The sequence below is a fragment of the Leisingera sp. UBA4491 genome, from assembly GCF_002388965.1.
Lineage (GTDB): Bacteria > Pseudomonadota > Alphaproteobacteria > Rhodobacterales > Rhodobacteraceae > Leisingera > Leisingera aquaemixtae.
Window position 1 is genome coordinate 36,422 of record NZ_DGNN01000017.1, and the last position, 13,397, is coordinate 49,818.

Genomic DNA, 13,397 nt, shown 5'->3' on the forward strand with positions numbered 1-13,397 from the left:
CGCCAGCGGTCCAGCGCGGGGGCGGGAGCGCTGTCGGCTGCGGGCTTAGCGGTCGTCGCCGCCAGGTCCGCCCATATCCTCCAGCATGTCATCGTCGATGGCGGCCTGCACGGCACCTGTTACGGCTTCCTTCTGTTTCGGCGTCAGCTCCTCCTCCTGGTCCGGCGCCAGCCGCACGGTGACCTCGCGGTGGGCAAACTTGATGCCTTCGCGGGCAAACAGCTCGCGGATTTCCTGGTACACCCGTTTGCGGACAATCCACTGGTCCCCCGGCTTGGTCATGAATTTCACCCGGATGATCATCGCCGAATCCTGCATCTCGATCACGCCCTGGGACTTCAGCGGCTGAATGAACGTGTGCCCGACAACCGGGTCGTCCATCAGGGTCTGGCCCAGCTTCTTGATCAGCTTGCGGACCTTTTCCACGTCGGTGTCGTAGGTGACCCGCAGCGGCAGCTTCATCATCACCCAGTCGCGGGAATAGTTGGTCAGCACCTTGATCTCGCCAAACGGGATGGTGTGCAGCGCGCCCAGGTGGTGGCGCAGCTGGAAGGAGCGGACCGAGATTTTTTCCACCGTGCCCTTCACATCGCCGATGTCGATGTATTCACCCTTGCGGAACGCATCGTCGATCAGGAAGAAGGCACCGGAAAAGATGTCCCGCACCAAGGTCTGTGAGCCAAAGCCCACCGCCAGGCCGACCACACCGGCACCGGCAAACAGCGGGCTCACGTTGATACCCAGCTCCAGCAGCAAAATCAGCACGATAGAAACCAGCACCACCGCCAGGATCGCGCCTCGGAACAGGGGCAGCAGCGTCGCCAGCCGGCTGGCACCGCCCGCGCCGCCTTCGTCGCCCAGCTCTGCATCGACGACGTCCGCGGCCTCCTCGTCGATCTTGCTGTCGATCCAAATCCGGAACAGGTGATAGACGATATAGCCGATAAACAGGATCACCGTCACATCCACCACCCGTTCGGCGGCAGTGGAATCGATCCAGCTTGCGTCCGGGTTCCAGACGATCAACAGCGAGTATGTTCCGACCACAAAGGCCAGGATGCCCGCAACCCGGCGGGCAAGATCCTCGTAGGTGGCAATCGGGTGCTTGGACCGCGGCGCTATTTCCTCTTCGCCGGTATCGTCTTCCGGTTCCGGCGTTGCGCCGTCCTGCGGCACGTCAACGGCTACCGCATTCATCGTTCCGGCAGCTGCCGGCCCGGAAGTATCCGGAAGGATCTTCTCCGCTGCAGACGCCTCAGCGGCGCGGGTGGCGGGTTCCGCCTCAGCGTCCTGTGCGGCGGATTCCGGCTCCCCGGCTTCCGCCGCAGGTTCCTCCACCTCTGCCGCTTCGCGCTTTACCAGACGGGCCCGGCTGAAATAGCGCTCGATGCCATAGTTGATCGCCCCGTAGACCACCAGGATCGTGGTCAGAACGAAATAGCTGCCCGCCATCAGGGGGATCGAGATATCCTGTTCCAGAACCAGATCAAAGGCCAGCTTGAGCCAGCCGAACGCCATATAGACCATCAGCACCGGCGCCCAGGCCACGGCCAGAACGCGCACCAGCCGGGAACACTCCCCGGGTGCCCGCCCCGCGCGGATGGCGTTAGAAATCGCCCGCCTGTTGACCAGAACCATCAGCAGGTTGCCCAGCATCCCGACCAGGGCCAGAACGCCGTAAACCAGCGCATAGACGTTGTAATTCAGGCCGAAATCCCCGACCCAAGTGGCAAACAGCGTCGAGGAGATGTCGTAGGTCGCCAGTACCGACGCCCAGATGTAGAGCCGCTTGGCGTCCCAGTCGGTGAAAACGGGGATCCGGTACTGGGCCAGGAATGGCGACAGCACCATCCGCCACAGATCCGATACCGTACGCGCCAGGAAAAAGGCGGTGTAAACAGCCGTCACGGTGAACTCAATGGACGGATCGCCTGAGGCGCCGAAAATCAGGTAAGAGATCAGTGCCGCAAAAACCATCGCAAAAACGGTGGCGCCAATCCCCATCAGGAACCTGAACACCAGGAAGGGCATCTTTTCCTGATAACCGCGGGGGGCCGCCTGGATCCGCGCGACCACGAACCGTTTGGCAAAACGCTTGCCGTAAATCTCCGTCGACAGCCAGCGGCCGATCAGCAGGAACAGCACGCTCCAGCCCATCACTTCGACATAGGTCATGATGCGCCCGTCCGGGCTGGTCTGGCGCAGGATGTACTGCATTTCGAAGATCGAATAGGGCAGTGCTTCCAGCCGGCTGTTCAGCTCTGCCCGGAAGGCAGCGACCCTGGATTGCGCCTTCATCAGGACCGAAGGCTGCTCCATCACGTCAGAGGCCGGATGCCCGGTGTCCGGCGCTGCTGCCGGCGGCGCGTTCAGAAGCTTGCCGCTGCTGTCGACCACGACCACGCTGACACCGCTTTCGGCCGCTTGTTCAATTGCCTTGGAGAGCGCGTCCCCCACAGCTGTTTCACTTTCCTGCGCGCCGGCGTGAGGCGCCAGGCTGAAGCTCAGCAGCAGGCACAGCAGGACCCTGAACAACATTCTCAGCATGGCCGCCTATCCTTCTGGAAACTTGATCCAAATTAACCACGCGCAACAGCGTTGCGTAAATGGCGCGCGCGCAATTTCCTGTGCGTTATGCAATAAAGGCGCATGATTGCATGCGCATGGGGTCCGGGCTATACAAATCCAGATATCCGCCCTGCGGGCGGTCAGCTGCGCCCGTGGCCCTGCAAGCCAGTGCCTGAACCGGCAGCTGCAAAGGCAAATACTGACCGCGCCCCCTGCCCCATCCGGCTGCGGTGCGCGCAATCTGAGGCGGACGATGGCGGAGCACAACAGCACGCGCCCTGGGACAAGCGGCAGCACTGGCTGGCGTGCTCCCGGCGCCGCCGGAACCATCCCTTTGCCCGGTGCGGTCCGGAACCCGGAACAGGCGGCCCGATGACGGCAAGAAGCACGCAAACGCCAGCAGCGAACCCCGGCACGCGCGGACCGCGGATCATGTTCTACAGCCACGACACCTTCGGGCTGGGCCATCTGCGCCGCTCTCGGGCGCTGGCGGGGGCGATCACGGCGGCAAACCCGGATGCCTCGGCGCTGATCCTGACCGGTTCGCCAGTGGCGGGGCGGTTCTCCTTTCCGACCCGGGTAGACCATGTCCGCCTTCCCGGCGTGATCAAACGCGCAGATGGCTCCTATGCCTCGCGCACGATGGGCATGAGCATCGAGGAAACCGCTGATCTGCGCGCGGCCCTGATCCGTTCGACGGTGGAACAGTATGAACCCGATGTGCTGGTGGCCGACAAGGAGCCGACCGGATTCCGCGGCGAGCTGATGCCGGCGCTGGAGCTGCTGAAATCCAAGGGCCGGTGCAAGATGGTACTGGGCCTGCGCGACGTGCTGGATGAACCGGAAGTGCTGGCCGCCGAATGGGAGCGCAAGCACGCCGTTGAGGCGACCCGCGACTTCTATGACGAGATCTGGGTATACGGGCCGCGTTCGGTTTATGACCCGACCGCCGGGCTGCCCTTCACGCCGCAGATGCAGGCGCGGATGCATTGGACCGGCTACCTGCGCCGCGACCTTGGCCAAGTGGGAGAGCCGCCGGAACAGCCTTATCTGCTGGTCACCCCCGGCGGCGGCGGCGATGGCGAGATGATGGTGGACCTGGTGCTGTCGGCCTATGAAGCCGACCCGGAGCTTTCACCCCGCGCGGTGCTGGTTTACGGCCCCTTCCTGTCCGGCGAGACCCGCGAGGATTTCGAGCAGCGTGTTGCCCGGCTCGATGGCCGCGTCACCGCTGTCGGCTTTGAATCGCAGATCGAGACGCTTTTTGCCGGCGCCCAGGGTGTTGTCTGCATGGGCGGCTACAACACCTTCTGCGAGGTTCTGTCCTTTGACAAACCCGCGGTGATCGTGCCCCGCACCACCCCGCGGCTGGAACAATGGATCCGCGCCAGCCGGGCCGAGGAAATCGGCCTGACCACTATGCTGGACGAGACCCGCGATGGCTGGAACGCCCCGGCGCTGGCCAAGGCAATCCGCGCGCTGGCCACCCAGCCGCCGCCCTCTGCCGCGGGCTCCGAGGGTCTTTTGGACGGCTTGGATTACGTGACGCAGCGGGTCAGCGCCCTGCTGCGCGACAGCCGCCGGGAGGCTGCTGAATGACCGCTTCCCGCCCGCCCCTCGCGGTGGTGGTCAAAGGCTGGCCGCGGCTGTCCGAGACCTTCATCGCACAGGAACTGGTCGCCTTGGAAGCCGTCGGCCATTCATTCGAGATCTGGTCCCTGCGCCACCCCACCGACATCAAGCGCCACCCGCTGCACGCGCAGCTGCACGCCAAGGTAAACTACCTGCCCGAATACCTGTACCAGGAGCCTGAGCGGGTCTGGCGCGCCCGTGCCAACGCGCAAGAGCTGCCGGGCTACGCCGAGGCCTACCGCATCTGGCGGGCCGATCTGCGCCGCGACCTGACCCCCAACCGCATCCGCCGTTTCGGCCAGGCCTGCGTGCTGGCGGCCGAGATGCCGGATGAGGTTCTGGGCCTCTATGCGCATTTTCTGCACACGCCTTCTTCGGTCGCGCGCTATGCCGCGATCATGCGCGGCCTGCCGTGGAGTTTTTCGGCCCATGCAAAGGATATCTGGACCTCGCCGGACTGGGAGCTTCAGGAAAAACTCTCCGCCGCCCACTACGGCGCGGCGTTCGGTGCGACCTGCACGGGCTTTGGCGCCAGGCATCTGCAAGAGCTGGCCGATACGCCGGGCCGGGTTGACCTGGTCTATCACGGGCTCGACCTGTCCCGTTTCCCCGCTCCGCCGGAGCGCAAAGCCCGGCAGCCGCAGGACCCGATCCGCTTCATGTCGGTTGGCCGCCTGGTGGAGAAGAAGGGCTTTGACCGGCTGATTGCCGCGCTGGCGCTGCTGCCTGCGGGTCTTGACTGGCACTGGACCCACATCGGCGGCGGCGGTCTGGGCGATCTCTTGCAAGACATGGCCCGGGATGCGGGCATCGCGGACCGCATCACCTGGCACGGGGCCTGCGACCAGCCCGAGGTGATCGAGGCGATGCGCAGCTCCGACCTGTTCGTGCTGCCCAGCCGTGTCGCCTCGGACGGTGACCGCGACGGGCTGCCCAATGTCTTGATGGAGGCCGCCTCGCAAACCCTGCCGATCCTGTCGACCCCGGTGTCCGCCATTCCGGAATTCATCACCCACGGCACCCATGGCCTGCTGAGCGAAGACAGCCCGGAGGCGCTTGCTGAAACCCTGCTCTACGCCGCCCGCCATCCGCAGGATCTGGCCAGAATGGCCGAGGCCGCGCTGGACCGGTTGCGTTCGGATTTCGGCATGGATCCCGGCATCGCCCAGCTTTCGAAACGGTTGACGGCGATGCTGCACGGCGGCTGACGGGTCATGCAGCCGGGAGCCGGAAAACAGGTCGCCTTTTACGCGCCGATGAAGCCGCCGCACCACCCGGTGCCCTCCGGTGACCGCGAGATTGCCCGCAACCTGATGGGCCTGCTTCGCAGCAGCGGCGCGGATGTGCAGCTGGTCTCCGACTTCAGGTCCTATGAAAAACGCGGCGAGGCGGCATTGCAGACAGACCTGCGGAAGGCAGCAGAGGCGGAGGCCGCCCGGCTGATCCGGGAGATGCCGGCGGCAGACCTCTGGGTCACCTACCACAACTATTACAAGGCGCCGGACCTGATCGGCCCCGCCGTGGCCCGCGCCCGCGCGATACCCTATGTGCAGATCGAATCCACCCGCGCCAAAAAGCGCCTGACCGGGCCATGGGCGGGATTTGCCGAAGCCGCCCACGCCGCTGCCGATGCCGCTGCGGCGATCTTCTATTTCACCGGACAGGACCACTTCGCGCTGGAGCGCGATCGCTGCGGCGGCCAGATTGTAGCTCCCTTGCCGCCCTTCCTGCCGCTTGAGGGTCTGCCCGCCGCGTCTTCCTTGGACGGCCCGATGCTGACAGCAGGCATGATGCGCGCTGGCGACAAGCTCGCTTCCTACCGGATAATTGCCCAGACGCTTGCGCATTTGCCTGGTGACTGGCGGCTGGACATCGCAGGCGATGGCCCGGCCCGGTCTGACGTTGAGGCGCTGATGGCCCCCTTTGGCGGCCAGGTCCGATTTCTGGGACAGCTCTCGCGCGAGGATCTGTCGGCGGCATATATCAAATCCTCCCTGTTCCTGTGGCCCGGCGTGAACGAAGCCTTCGGCATGGTCTATCTTGAGGCGCAGGCCCACGGCCTGCCGGTGGCAGCCCAGAACCGCCCCGGCGTGCGCGATGTGCTGCTGCCCCGCCCCTACCCGGACCCCGAAGACGGCGCGGCGGCTTTGGCAGCTTTCACGGCCGGCCTGCTGGCAAGCCCCGCCCTGTGCAGCGGCATTGGCCGGGAGGCCCGTGAATACATCGCCCGGAACCACCTCGCCCCCGCGGCTGCCCGCCGGTTTTGGGACATCGCCGCCCCGCTGATGGAGACACAGACATGATCCGCCTCGCCCTATTGCGGCACGGCCACACCGCCTGGAACCGTGCCGGGCGCATTCAGGGGCGCAGCGACATACCGCTGGACGCGCAAGCCCGCGAGGATTTGAGCGGTTACGCCCTGCCCGCCCCGTGGGACACCGCAGAGCTATGGTCCAGCCCGCTGGTGCGTGCAGCCGAAACCGCAGAATTGGTGGCAGGCCGCCCGCCCCGTACCGCGCTGGAACTGACTGAGATGAACTGGGGCGGCTGGGAGGGGCTGCACGGGCTGGACCTGAAGGCCGATCCCGCCAGCGGCTTCCGCGATATCGAGGACTGGGGCTGGCACTACCGCCCGCCCGGCGGCGAGAGCCCGGCAGAGGTCTGGGCCCGCATAGCCCCCTGGCTGCACGGCCTGACGCGGGATGCGGTCGCGGTCTGCCACATCGGCATCATGCGGATGATCCTAGCCCGCGCCCACGGCTGGAATTTCGACGGCCCCGCCCCCTTCCGCATCAAACGCAACCGGCTGTTTGTGGTGGAGGTTGACGGCGCCTCGCTCACACCCTGGGCTGAACCTGTGCGGCTGATCCGCGAGGACACGCCATGAAGGTTCTGATTGCCGTCACCCACCTCCTCGGCACGGGCCATCTTTCGCGGGCTCTGACGCTGGCACGCGCCTTTACCGAGGCCGGACACCGGGTGCAGGTGGCCTCTGGCGGATTTCCAGCTCCGCAGCTCAACGCCGAAGGGGTCGAGGTGATCCAGCTGCCGCCGCTGCGCTCGGACGGGGTGGATTTCACCCGGCTGCTGGACGCGCATGGATCTTTGGCCGGCGAAGCGTACCGGACCCGCCGCAAGGACGCCCTTTGCGCGGCCCTGCACAGGCTGCAGCCCGATGTGCTGATCACCGAACTCTACCCCTTTGGCCGCCGCTCCTTGCGCCAGGAATTCCTGGCGCTGCTGGAATCAGCCGCTGCGCTGCCCCGGCGGCCGGTGATCCTGTCCTCCATCCGCGATATCCTCGCACCGCCCTCCAAACCGGAGAAGGCGGAAAAGGCCGATGCAGTCATTGCCCGGCACTATGATGCTGTTCTGGTCCATTCAGATCCCGCGGCCACCAGGCTGGAGGCCAGCTGGCCGGTCTCGCCGATGCTTGCCGGCAGGCTGCGATACACCGGTTATGTCGCGCCGCCCGCCGCCGGCCCGCATCCAAAGCTGGCAGGCCGCGGCGAGGTGCTTGTCAGCGCCGGCGGCGGCAGCGTGGGCACGCCGCTGTACCGGGCTGCCCTGGAGGCGGCCAGGCAGATGCCCGACACCCCCTGGCGCCTGCTGGTTGGCGGTTCAGACGCCGGCGCGCGGATTGCAGAATTTGCCAAGGCCGGTTCCCCCGCCCTGCTGGAACCGGCGCGCAAGGACTTCCGGCAGATGCTTTCTAACGCCGCCGCCTCGGTCAGCATGTGTGGCTACAACACCGCGCTTGACCTGTTGCAAGCCGGCACGCCCGCGGTCCTCATCGCCTTCGATGCGGGCAATGAGACCGAACAGGGCCTGCGTGCTGCCAGCCTCGCCCCGCTGAACGGCATGGAGGTGGTCAAAACAGCAGACCTCACCCCCGAAGCGCTATGCGCTGCGGTCAAGGCAGCAATGCAGGCTCCGCCGCGACTGGCAGGCGGTTTCAGGTTTGACGGAGCCGCCCGGAGTGTGGAGATTGCCGCAGAACTTGCGGGAGGGCGCGGATGACACCGGATTGGAGCGGGCTGGACCGGGAACTGGAGCACTGGCAGGAGGCGGGATTGACGCTGCCCTTGTGGTGGCGGGACGATGACGCGATGTCCCAGTCAGCGGAACTGGACCGTTTGGCGGACCTCTCCGCGGCGCTTGATCTGCCGGTGCATCTGGCGGTGATACCGCAGGGCGTCACCCCGGATCTGGCCCGATTTGTTGCAGACCATCCGCAGCTGATCCCGGTTGCGCACGGCTGGGCGCACCAGAACCACGCCCCTGCAGGCGAGAAGAAGGCGGAATTCGGTTCGCACCGGCCGCTGGACGAGCTGCTGGACGATGCCGAGCGCGGCTTGACCCGCCTGCGCAAGCTGTTTGGCGCCAGCCTGCGGCCGATGTTCGTGCCGCCCTGGAACAGGGTCTCGCCGGAGATGCTGACCTGGCTGGCCGGCGCCGGCTTCACCGCGGTCTCCACCTTCGGTCCGCGCAGCAGCGCCAAACCCGCCTCCGGCCTTCTGCGGGTGAACACGCATCTGGATCCGATCGATTGGAAAGGCTCCCGCAGCCTGCTGCCGCCAGAGCGGCTGATCGCGCAAGCCGCGCGCCAGCTGCGCGAGCGCCGCCTGGGCGATGCGGACAATACAGAGCCTTACGGCCTGCTCACCCATCACCTGGTGCATGATGAAAAGGTCTGGGAGTTCACTGCCGCGCTTGCCAGGCGTTTGCTGGCAGGACCGGCCGAAGCCTGGATCTATGATGAAAGGATGTCCTGAATGAGCCGTCTCGACTCCATGCTGCGCCGCCTGACAGCCCAGCGCGATGGCCTGAATTGGGCCGCCGAGCAGATCCGCACGATGGAGGGCGACGTTCTGGACATGGGGCTTGGCAACGGGCGCACCTACGATCATCTGCGCGCAATCCTCCCCGCCCGCCGGATCTGGGTGATCGACAGGGTGCTGCAATGCCACCCCTCCTGCATCCCGCCGGACCAGGACTTTCTGCAGGGCGAGGCAAAACCAATGCTGGAACGGCTCGACGCCGAAGGCCGCCGGATCGCCTTGGCGCATTATGACTTCGGTTTCGGAGTGAAGGAAAAGGACGTCGCCGAGGCCGCTGCCCTGTCCCCTGTGATTGCCAAGGTGATGGCGCCAGGCGGCATCATTGTTTCCGGTCAGCCGCTGGCCGGGTTCGAGAAGCTTGTCGGCCCCGAGGGCATCCCGCCCGGCCGCTACATGTTTTACCGCGCCGGCTGATCAATGTCCCGCCCGGCCCCGGGCCGGTCAGCGAACGCCCCGCCCCTGCAGTTGGGCGTTCAGGCCACCCGCAAGCCGCGCGACCACACGCCGCGCACCGCTGGCGCGCCCGCTGTCACACGGAACCGGATCAGATCGGCGCGCTTGCCTGTCTGCAGCCGCCCGCGGTCGTGCAGCCCCACCGCATCGGCCGGCGCATGTGTGACCGTGCCCAGGCCCCGCGCCGTGTCGCCCCACAGGTCGCCCAGCCTCACAGCCGCCATCAAAAGAGCCGCCGGCACATAATCCGACGACAGAATGTCCAAAAGCTCGAGCTCCGCCAGCTCATACGCTGCCACATTGCCGGAGTGCGAGCCGCCGCGGATCAGGTTCGGCGCGCCCATCATCACCTTGATGCCATGGGCGTGGCAGGCCTGCGCGGCCTCCACCGTGGTGGGGAACTCCGCCAGCTGAATGCCGTGGCTTGCCGAAACGGCCACCTGCCCTGCCGTGGTGTCGTCATGGCTTGCCAAGACCGCGCCAAAGCGCTTTGCTGCCTTCACCGCCTCCGCCTCATGCAGGTCGCCATAGGTCTCGCGCAGCTCTCTCAGATGCGCGATATGCGCCTGGAATCCGGCATCATCGAACCCGTGCTTGCCCTTCACATACTGTTCCAGCTTGGACAGGTCGCGGAACTGCCGCTGCCCCGGTGTATGGTCCATCAGCGACACCAGCCCGACCCGGTCCGCCTCGCCAAAGGCCTCCAGCTCCGCCACCAGAGAATCCGAGCAGACCTCCGCCCGCAGGTGCAGGAAATGCGAGATTTTCAGCGCCTCCGCTGCCCGAAGCTCCAGCAGCTCGCTAGCCAGCCCGCGGGCATAGGCGCCATAGCGGCTTTCCTTGCGGCTGATCGAGCCGACACGCATCGCATCGAACACCGTGGTGATGCCAGTGCCCGCAAGTTCCGCATCATGGGCAATGATCGCGCTGGCGTGCGGCCAGTCCACCTTGGGGCGCGGCTGGATGTGACGCTCCAGGTTGTCGGTATGCAGTTCCACCAGACCCGGACAGACAAAATCGCCCCCGCAGTCGATGGCGCCTGCCGGAACCGCGGCGCCCTCCGCAATATCCGCGATCTCACCGCCGGAAACCTTCACGCTGCCGGTGCGGGTCTCCCCCGGAAGCACCAGCGTGGCATTGGCAAGGATCAACTCTTCTGTCATCTGAGCTTCACATCTTTCGAGTTATGGAAGGCCACGTTTAGGAGGCCAATGTGACATTCACGCGATACGCGATCTACTACGCTCCGCCTGCAGACGCGGAATGGTGCCGGTTCGGTGCCAGCTGGCTGGGCTGGGACCTGGAAACAGGCCGCACCCGGCCCCACCCGGAGGGCACCGGGCTGGACGTGGCGGCGATAACGGAGGTTCCCCGTAAATACGGGCTGCATGCCACCCTGAAGCCGCCGATGCGCCTGGCTGAGGGGCAATCCCAGGCGGCACTGGAAGCGGCCTGCGCGGCGCTGGCCGCAGCACAGAAGCCGGTGACGCTCGATGGGCTGCACCTGGCCCGGCTGGGCCGCTTCCTGGCGTTGCGCCCCAGCGGCGGCGAGACCGCGCTGAACGCCCTGGCCGCCGCCTGCGTGACAGAGCTGGATCCTTTCCGCGCGCCGCCGGCCCAGGCTGAGCTGGACCGCCGCCGCGGCGCAGGCCTGAGCCCCGAACAGGACAAGAACCTCACCCAGTGGGGCTACCCTTATGTGCTGGAGCAGTTCCGGTTTCACATCACGCTCACCGGCAAACTGCCAAAGCCCGACCTGCCTGCTGTGGAAGCGGCGCTGGAGGAGCGTCTTATTCCGCTGCTGCCCGCGCCGCTGGTTATCCGCGACATCGTGCTGGCGGGCGAAGCACCGGACGGCAGGTTTCACCTGATCCACCGCTACGCCCTCTCCGGCTGAAGGGCTGCCAGCGCGGCGGCCACCGCCGCACTGAGCGCACCGCTGTTGCCGATCTCATGCACCCTGCGCAGCCCTTCCGGCAAGGTGTTGGCCGCCCGGGCCAGACGGCGCTGAACCTCTTCGGCGCCCTCCCGCCCGCGGGCAGAGAGCCTTTCGGCCAGCACCTCCGGCCGTGCCGTCACCGACAGCACGATGAAATCGCCGAACACCTCCTGCGCCTGCAGCAGCACAGCCCGGGACAGATTGACCAGCACGCCGCCGGCACCGGCCCGCAACGTCTCAATGTCGCGCGGGATGCCGTAGTGCAGGCCATGCGCCTGCCAGTGCAAGGCAAAGACGCCATTTCGCTCAAGGGCCGCGAATTCAGCCTCCGTCACCGCCTGGTAGTCCTCGCCGCCAGCCTCTGGCGCGCGGGTGATCACCCGCCGCATCAGCCGCAGCCGGGGATCGGAGACCGCAAGGGCAGATATCAGGCTGTCCTTGCCGGCGCCCGACGGTCCGACCACGGCAATGACCGGGCCCTTTTCCGCACGCGCGCTCATGCCGCCGCCTTGGGCGCAAAGTCAGAGACATCAACGAACCGGTCGCAAACCTGCTGGCGCGCCGCCTCATCGTGGAAGATACCGATGATCGCAGCCCCCCGCGCCTTGGCACCTTCGATCAGCGCCAGCACGGTGGCGCGGTTTTGCGCATCGAGGCTCGCCGTCGGCTCGTCCAGCAGCAGCGCCGGATACTCATAGGCGAAGCCGCGCGCGATATTCACCCGCTGCTGCTCGCCGCCCGAAAATGTGGTGGGGCTAAGGCTCCACAGACGTTCGGGAATGTTGAGCTGCGCCAAGAGCGAGGCCGCCTTGTCCCGCGCCTGATCCGCCGGCGTGCCGACCGCCAGCAGCGGTTCGGCCACAACATCCAGCGTAGGCACCCGCGGAACCACCCGCAGGAATTGGCTGACATATCCCAGCGTCTCGCGGCGCAGCGCCAGAATCTCCCGCGGCTCGGCCTTGGCCACATCCACGCCGCCCACGACCACACTGCCGGAAGCGGCCAGGTAATTGCCGTAGATCACCCGCATCAGGGTGGACTTGCCCGCGCCGGAGGCCCCGACCAGGCCGGCGCATTCGCCAGGCTTCACGCTCAGGCTGGCGTTCTCCATCACCGGGATCACTGCGCTGCCCTGGTTATGCAGGGTGAAGCTTTTGCTCACATTCTTCAGTTCAATCATCGCCCCGTCCTCAGACTTGCAGCACGCTGGAGACCAGCAGCTGGGTATAGGCGTGCTGAGGGTCGTCCAGCACTTGATCGGTCAGCCCGGTTTCCACCACATGCCCGTCCTTCATCACCATCAGCCGGTCCGCCAAAAGGCGCACCACAGCCAGGTCATGGGTCACGATGATCGCGCTCAACCCCATTTCGCGCACCAGACCGCGCAGCAGGTCCAGCAGGCGCGCCTGCACCGACACGTCCAAACCGCCGGTCGGCTCATCCATGAACACCAGCCGCGGACCGGTCACCAGATTGCGGGCAATCTGCAGGCGCTGCTGCATACCGCCGGAGAAGGCTGAGGGGCGGTCATCAATCCGGCTCTCCGAGATTTCCACGCGGCCCAGCCAGTCGGCCGCATGATCGCGGATCGCGCCATAGTGACGGTTGCCAACGGCCATCAGCCGCTCGCCGATATTGCCGCCGGCACTCACGGACATGCGCAAACCGTCGCGGGCGTGCTGATGCACAAACGCCCAATCGGTGCGGCCCAGCATCCGCCGCGCCGGTTCAGACATGGTGACGGTATCCACCGGCCCGTCAGCGCGGGTGTCAAAGATCACCTCCCCCCGGTCCGGCACAAGGTGGCCCGCCAGGCTGTTCAGCAGCGTCGACTTGCCTGAACCGCTTTCGCCTACGATCCCCATCACCTCGCCGGGATAGAGATCAAAGCTCACATCCGTGCAGCCGATCCGGGCGCCATACATCTTGGCGACGTCTTTCACTTGCAGCAAAGGCGTCATTGC

Annotated in this window: 13 protein-coding genes; 8 read left to right on the forward strand and 5 right to left on the reverse strand. The window is 66.2% G+C overall.

Features of this window, described 5'->3' with window-relative positions; translation table 11 throughout:
* Positions 1–45: 45 nt before the first annotated feature.
* Entirely contained in the window at positions 46–2,547 is a 2,502-nt protein-coding gene (locus B2P87_RS09400) for a mechanosensitive ion channel family protein (RefSeq protein ID WP_141891229.1), read from the reverse strand.
* A 393-nt stretch (positions 2,548–2,940) separates the two neighbouring features.
* Here B2P87_RS09400 and B2P87_RS09405 point away from each other — a divergent pair, with 393 nt between their 5' ends.
* From B2P87_RS09405 to B2P87_RS09435, 7 genes are read left to right on the forward strand one after another with little or no spacing between them, the layout of a single operon-like run.
* Positions 2,941–4,167 (forward strand): glycosyltransferase family protein, encoded by a 1,227-nt coding sequence (locus tag B2P87_RS09405; protein ID WP_259943409.1) that lies wholly within the window; start codon positions 2,941–2,943, stop codon positions 4,165–4,167.
* Complete coding sequence (locus tag B2P87_RS09410; RefSeq protein ID WP_141891230.1) at positions 4,164–5,408, forward strand: glycosyltransferase; 1,245 nt, start codon at positions 4,164–4,166, stop codon at positions 5,406–5,408. The genes B2P87_RS09405 and B2P87_RS09410 overlap by 4 nt, the downstream gene beginning before the upstream one ends.
* 6 nt (positions 5,409–5,414) lie before the next feature.
* Positions 5,415–6,503, forward strand: a complete 1,089-nt coding sequence (locus B2P87_RS09415; protein ID WP_141891231.1) for a glycosyltransferase family 4 protein — start codon at positions 5,415–5,417, stop codon at positions 6,501–6,503.
* Positions 6,500–7,087: a histidine phosphatase family protein gene (locus B2P87_RS09420; RefSeq protein ID WP_141891232.1), complete on the forward strand. Its 588-nt coding sequence runs from the start codon at positions 6,500–6,502 to the stop codon at positions 7,085–7,087. Before B2P87_RS09415 ends, B2P87_RS09420 begins: the two co-directional genes overlap by 4 nt.
* Positions 7,084–8,220, forward strand: a complete 1,137-nt coding sequence (locus B2P87_RS09425; RefSeq protein WP_141891233.1) for a glycosyltransferase family protein — start codon at positions 7,084–7,086, stop codon at positions 8,218–8,220. The genes B2P87_RS09420 and B2P87_RS09425 overlap by 4 nt, the downstream gene beginning before the upstream one ends.
* The gene (locus B2P87_RS09430) at positions 8,217–8,975 is read left to right on the forward strand and encodes a polysaccharide deacetylase family protein (RefSeq protein WP_141891234.1); all 759 of its coding nucleotides are present in this window, start codon (positions 8,217–8,219) and stop codon (positions 8,973–8,975) included. The genes B2P87_RS09425 and B2P87_RS09430 overlap by 4 nt, the downstream gene beginning before the upstream one ends.
* Positions 8,976–9,455, forward strand: a complete 480-nt coding sequence (locus B2P87_RS09435) for a class I SAM-dependent methyltransferase (protein WP_141891235.1) — start codon at positions 8,976–8,978, stop codon at positions 9,453–9,455.
* 59 nt (positions 9,456–9,514) lie between these two features.
* Here the strand turns inward: B2P87_RS09435 and B2P87_RS09440 are convergent, their stop codons facing one another.
* A complete protein-coding gene (locus B2P87_RS09440) occupies positions 9,515–10,657 on the reverse strand; it encodes an alpha-D-ribose 1-methylphosphonate 5-triphosphate diphosphatase (protein ID WP_141891236.1) in 1,143 nt (380 codons plus the stop codon).
* Between the two features lie 50 nt (positions 10,658–10,707).
* Here B2P87_RS09440 and B2P87_RS09445 point away from each other — a divergent pair, with 50 nt between their 5' ends.
* The gene (locus B2P87_RS09445; protein ID WP_141891237.1) at positions 10,708–11,391 is read left to right on the forward strand and encodes a DUF1045 domain-containing protein; all 684 of its coding nucleotides are present in this window, start codon (positions 10,708–10,710) and stop codon (positions 11,389–11,391) included.
* Here the strand turns inward: B2P87_RS09445 and phnN are convergent.
* From phnN to phnK, 3 genes are read right to left on the reverse strand one after another with little or no spacing between them, the layout of a single operon-like run.
* A complete protein-coding gene (gene phnN / locus B2P87_RS09450) occupies positions 11,373–11,933 on the reverse strand; it encodes a phosphonate metabolism protein/1,5-bisphosphokinase (PRPP-forming) PhnN (RefSeq protein ID WP_141891238.1) in 561 nt (186 codons plus the stop codon). The genes B2P87_RS09445 and phnN overlap by 19 nt on opposite strands.
* Positions 11,930–12,613, reverse strand: coding sequence for a phosphonate C-P lyase system protein PhnL (gene phnL / locus B2P87_RS09455; protein ID WP_141891239.1), 684 nt, complete (start codon positions 12,611–12,613; stop codon positions 11,930–11,932). The genes phnN and phnL overlap by 4 nt, the downstream gene beginning before the upstream one ends.
* Before the next feature lie 10 nt (positions 12,614–12,623).
* Positions 12,624–13,394 carry a phosphonate C-P lyase system protein PhnK gene (phnK, locus tag B2P87_RS09460; protein ID WP_141891240.1) on the reverse strand — a complete coding sequence of 257 codons (771 nt, stop codon included), beginning with the start codon at positions 13,392–13,394 and terminating at the stop codon, positions 12,624–12,626.
* Positions 13,395–13,397 lie beyond the last annotated feature (3 nt).

Excerpts from the sequence above, each read along its gene's own strand:
- B2P87_RS09400 (WP_141891229.1), bottom strand. The coding sequence starts at position 2,547 with ATGCTGAGAATGTTGTTCAGGGTCCTGCTGTGCCTGCTGCTGAGCTTC.
- B2P87_RS09405 (WP_259943409.1), top strand. The coding sequence starts at position 2,941 with ATGACGGCAAGAAGCACGCAAACGCCAGCAGCGAACCCCGGCACGCGC.
- B2P87_RS09410 (WP_141891230.1), top strand. The coding sequence starts at position 4,164 with ATGACCGCTTCCCGCCCGCCCCTCGCGGTGGTGGTCAAAGGCTGGCCG.
- B2P87_RS09415 (WP_141891231.1), top strand. The coding sequence starts at position 5,415 with ATGCAGCCGGGAGCCGGAAAACAGGTCGCCTTTTACGCGCCGATGAAG.
- B2P87_RS09420 (WP_141891232.1), top strand. The coding sequence starts at position 6,500 with ATGATCCGCCTCGCCCTATTGCGGCACGGCCACACCGCCTGGAACCGT.
- B2P87_RS09425 (WP_141891233.1), top strand. The coding sequence starts at position 7,084 with ATGAAGGTTCTGATTGCCGTCACCCACCTCCTCGGCACGGGCCATCTT.
- B2P87_RS09430 (WP_141891234.1), top strand. The coding sequence starts at position 8,217 with ATGACACCGGATTGGAGCGGGCTGGACCGGGAACTGGAGCACTGGCAG.
- B2P87_RS09435 (WP_141891235.1), top strand. The coding sequence starts at position 8,976 with ATGAGCCGTCTCGACTCCATGCTGCGCCGCCTGACAGCCCAGCGCGAT.
- B2P87_RS09440 (WP_141891236.1), bottom strand. The coding sequence starts at position 10,657 with ATGACAGAAGAGTTGATCCTTGCCAATGCCACGCTGGTGCTTCCGGGG.
- phnN (WP_141891238.1), bottom strand. The coding sequence starts at position 11,933 with ATGAGCGCGCGTGCGGAAAAGGGCCCGGTCATTGCCGTGGTCGGACCG.
- phnL (WP_141891239.1), bottom strand. The coding sequence starts at position 12,613 with ATGATTGAACTGAAGAATGTGAGCAAAAGCTTCACCCTGCATAACCAG.
- phnK (WP_141891240.1), bottom strand. The coding sequence starts at position 13,394 with ATGACGCCTTTGCTGCAAGTGAAAGACGTCGCCAAGATGTATGGCGCC.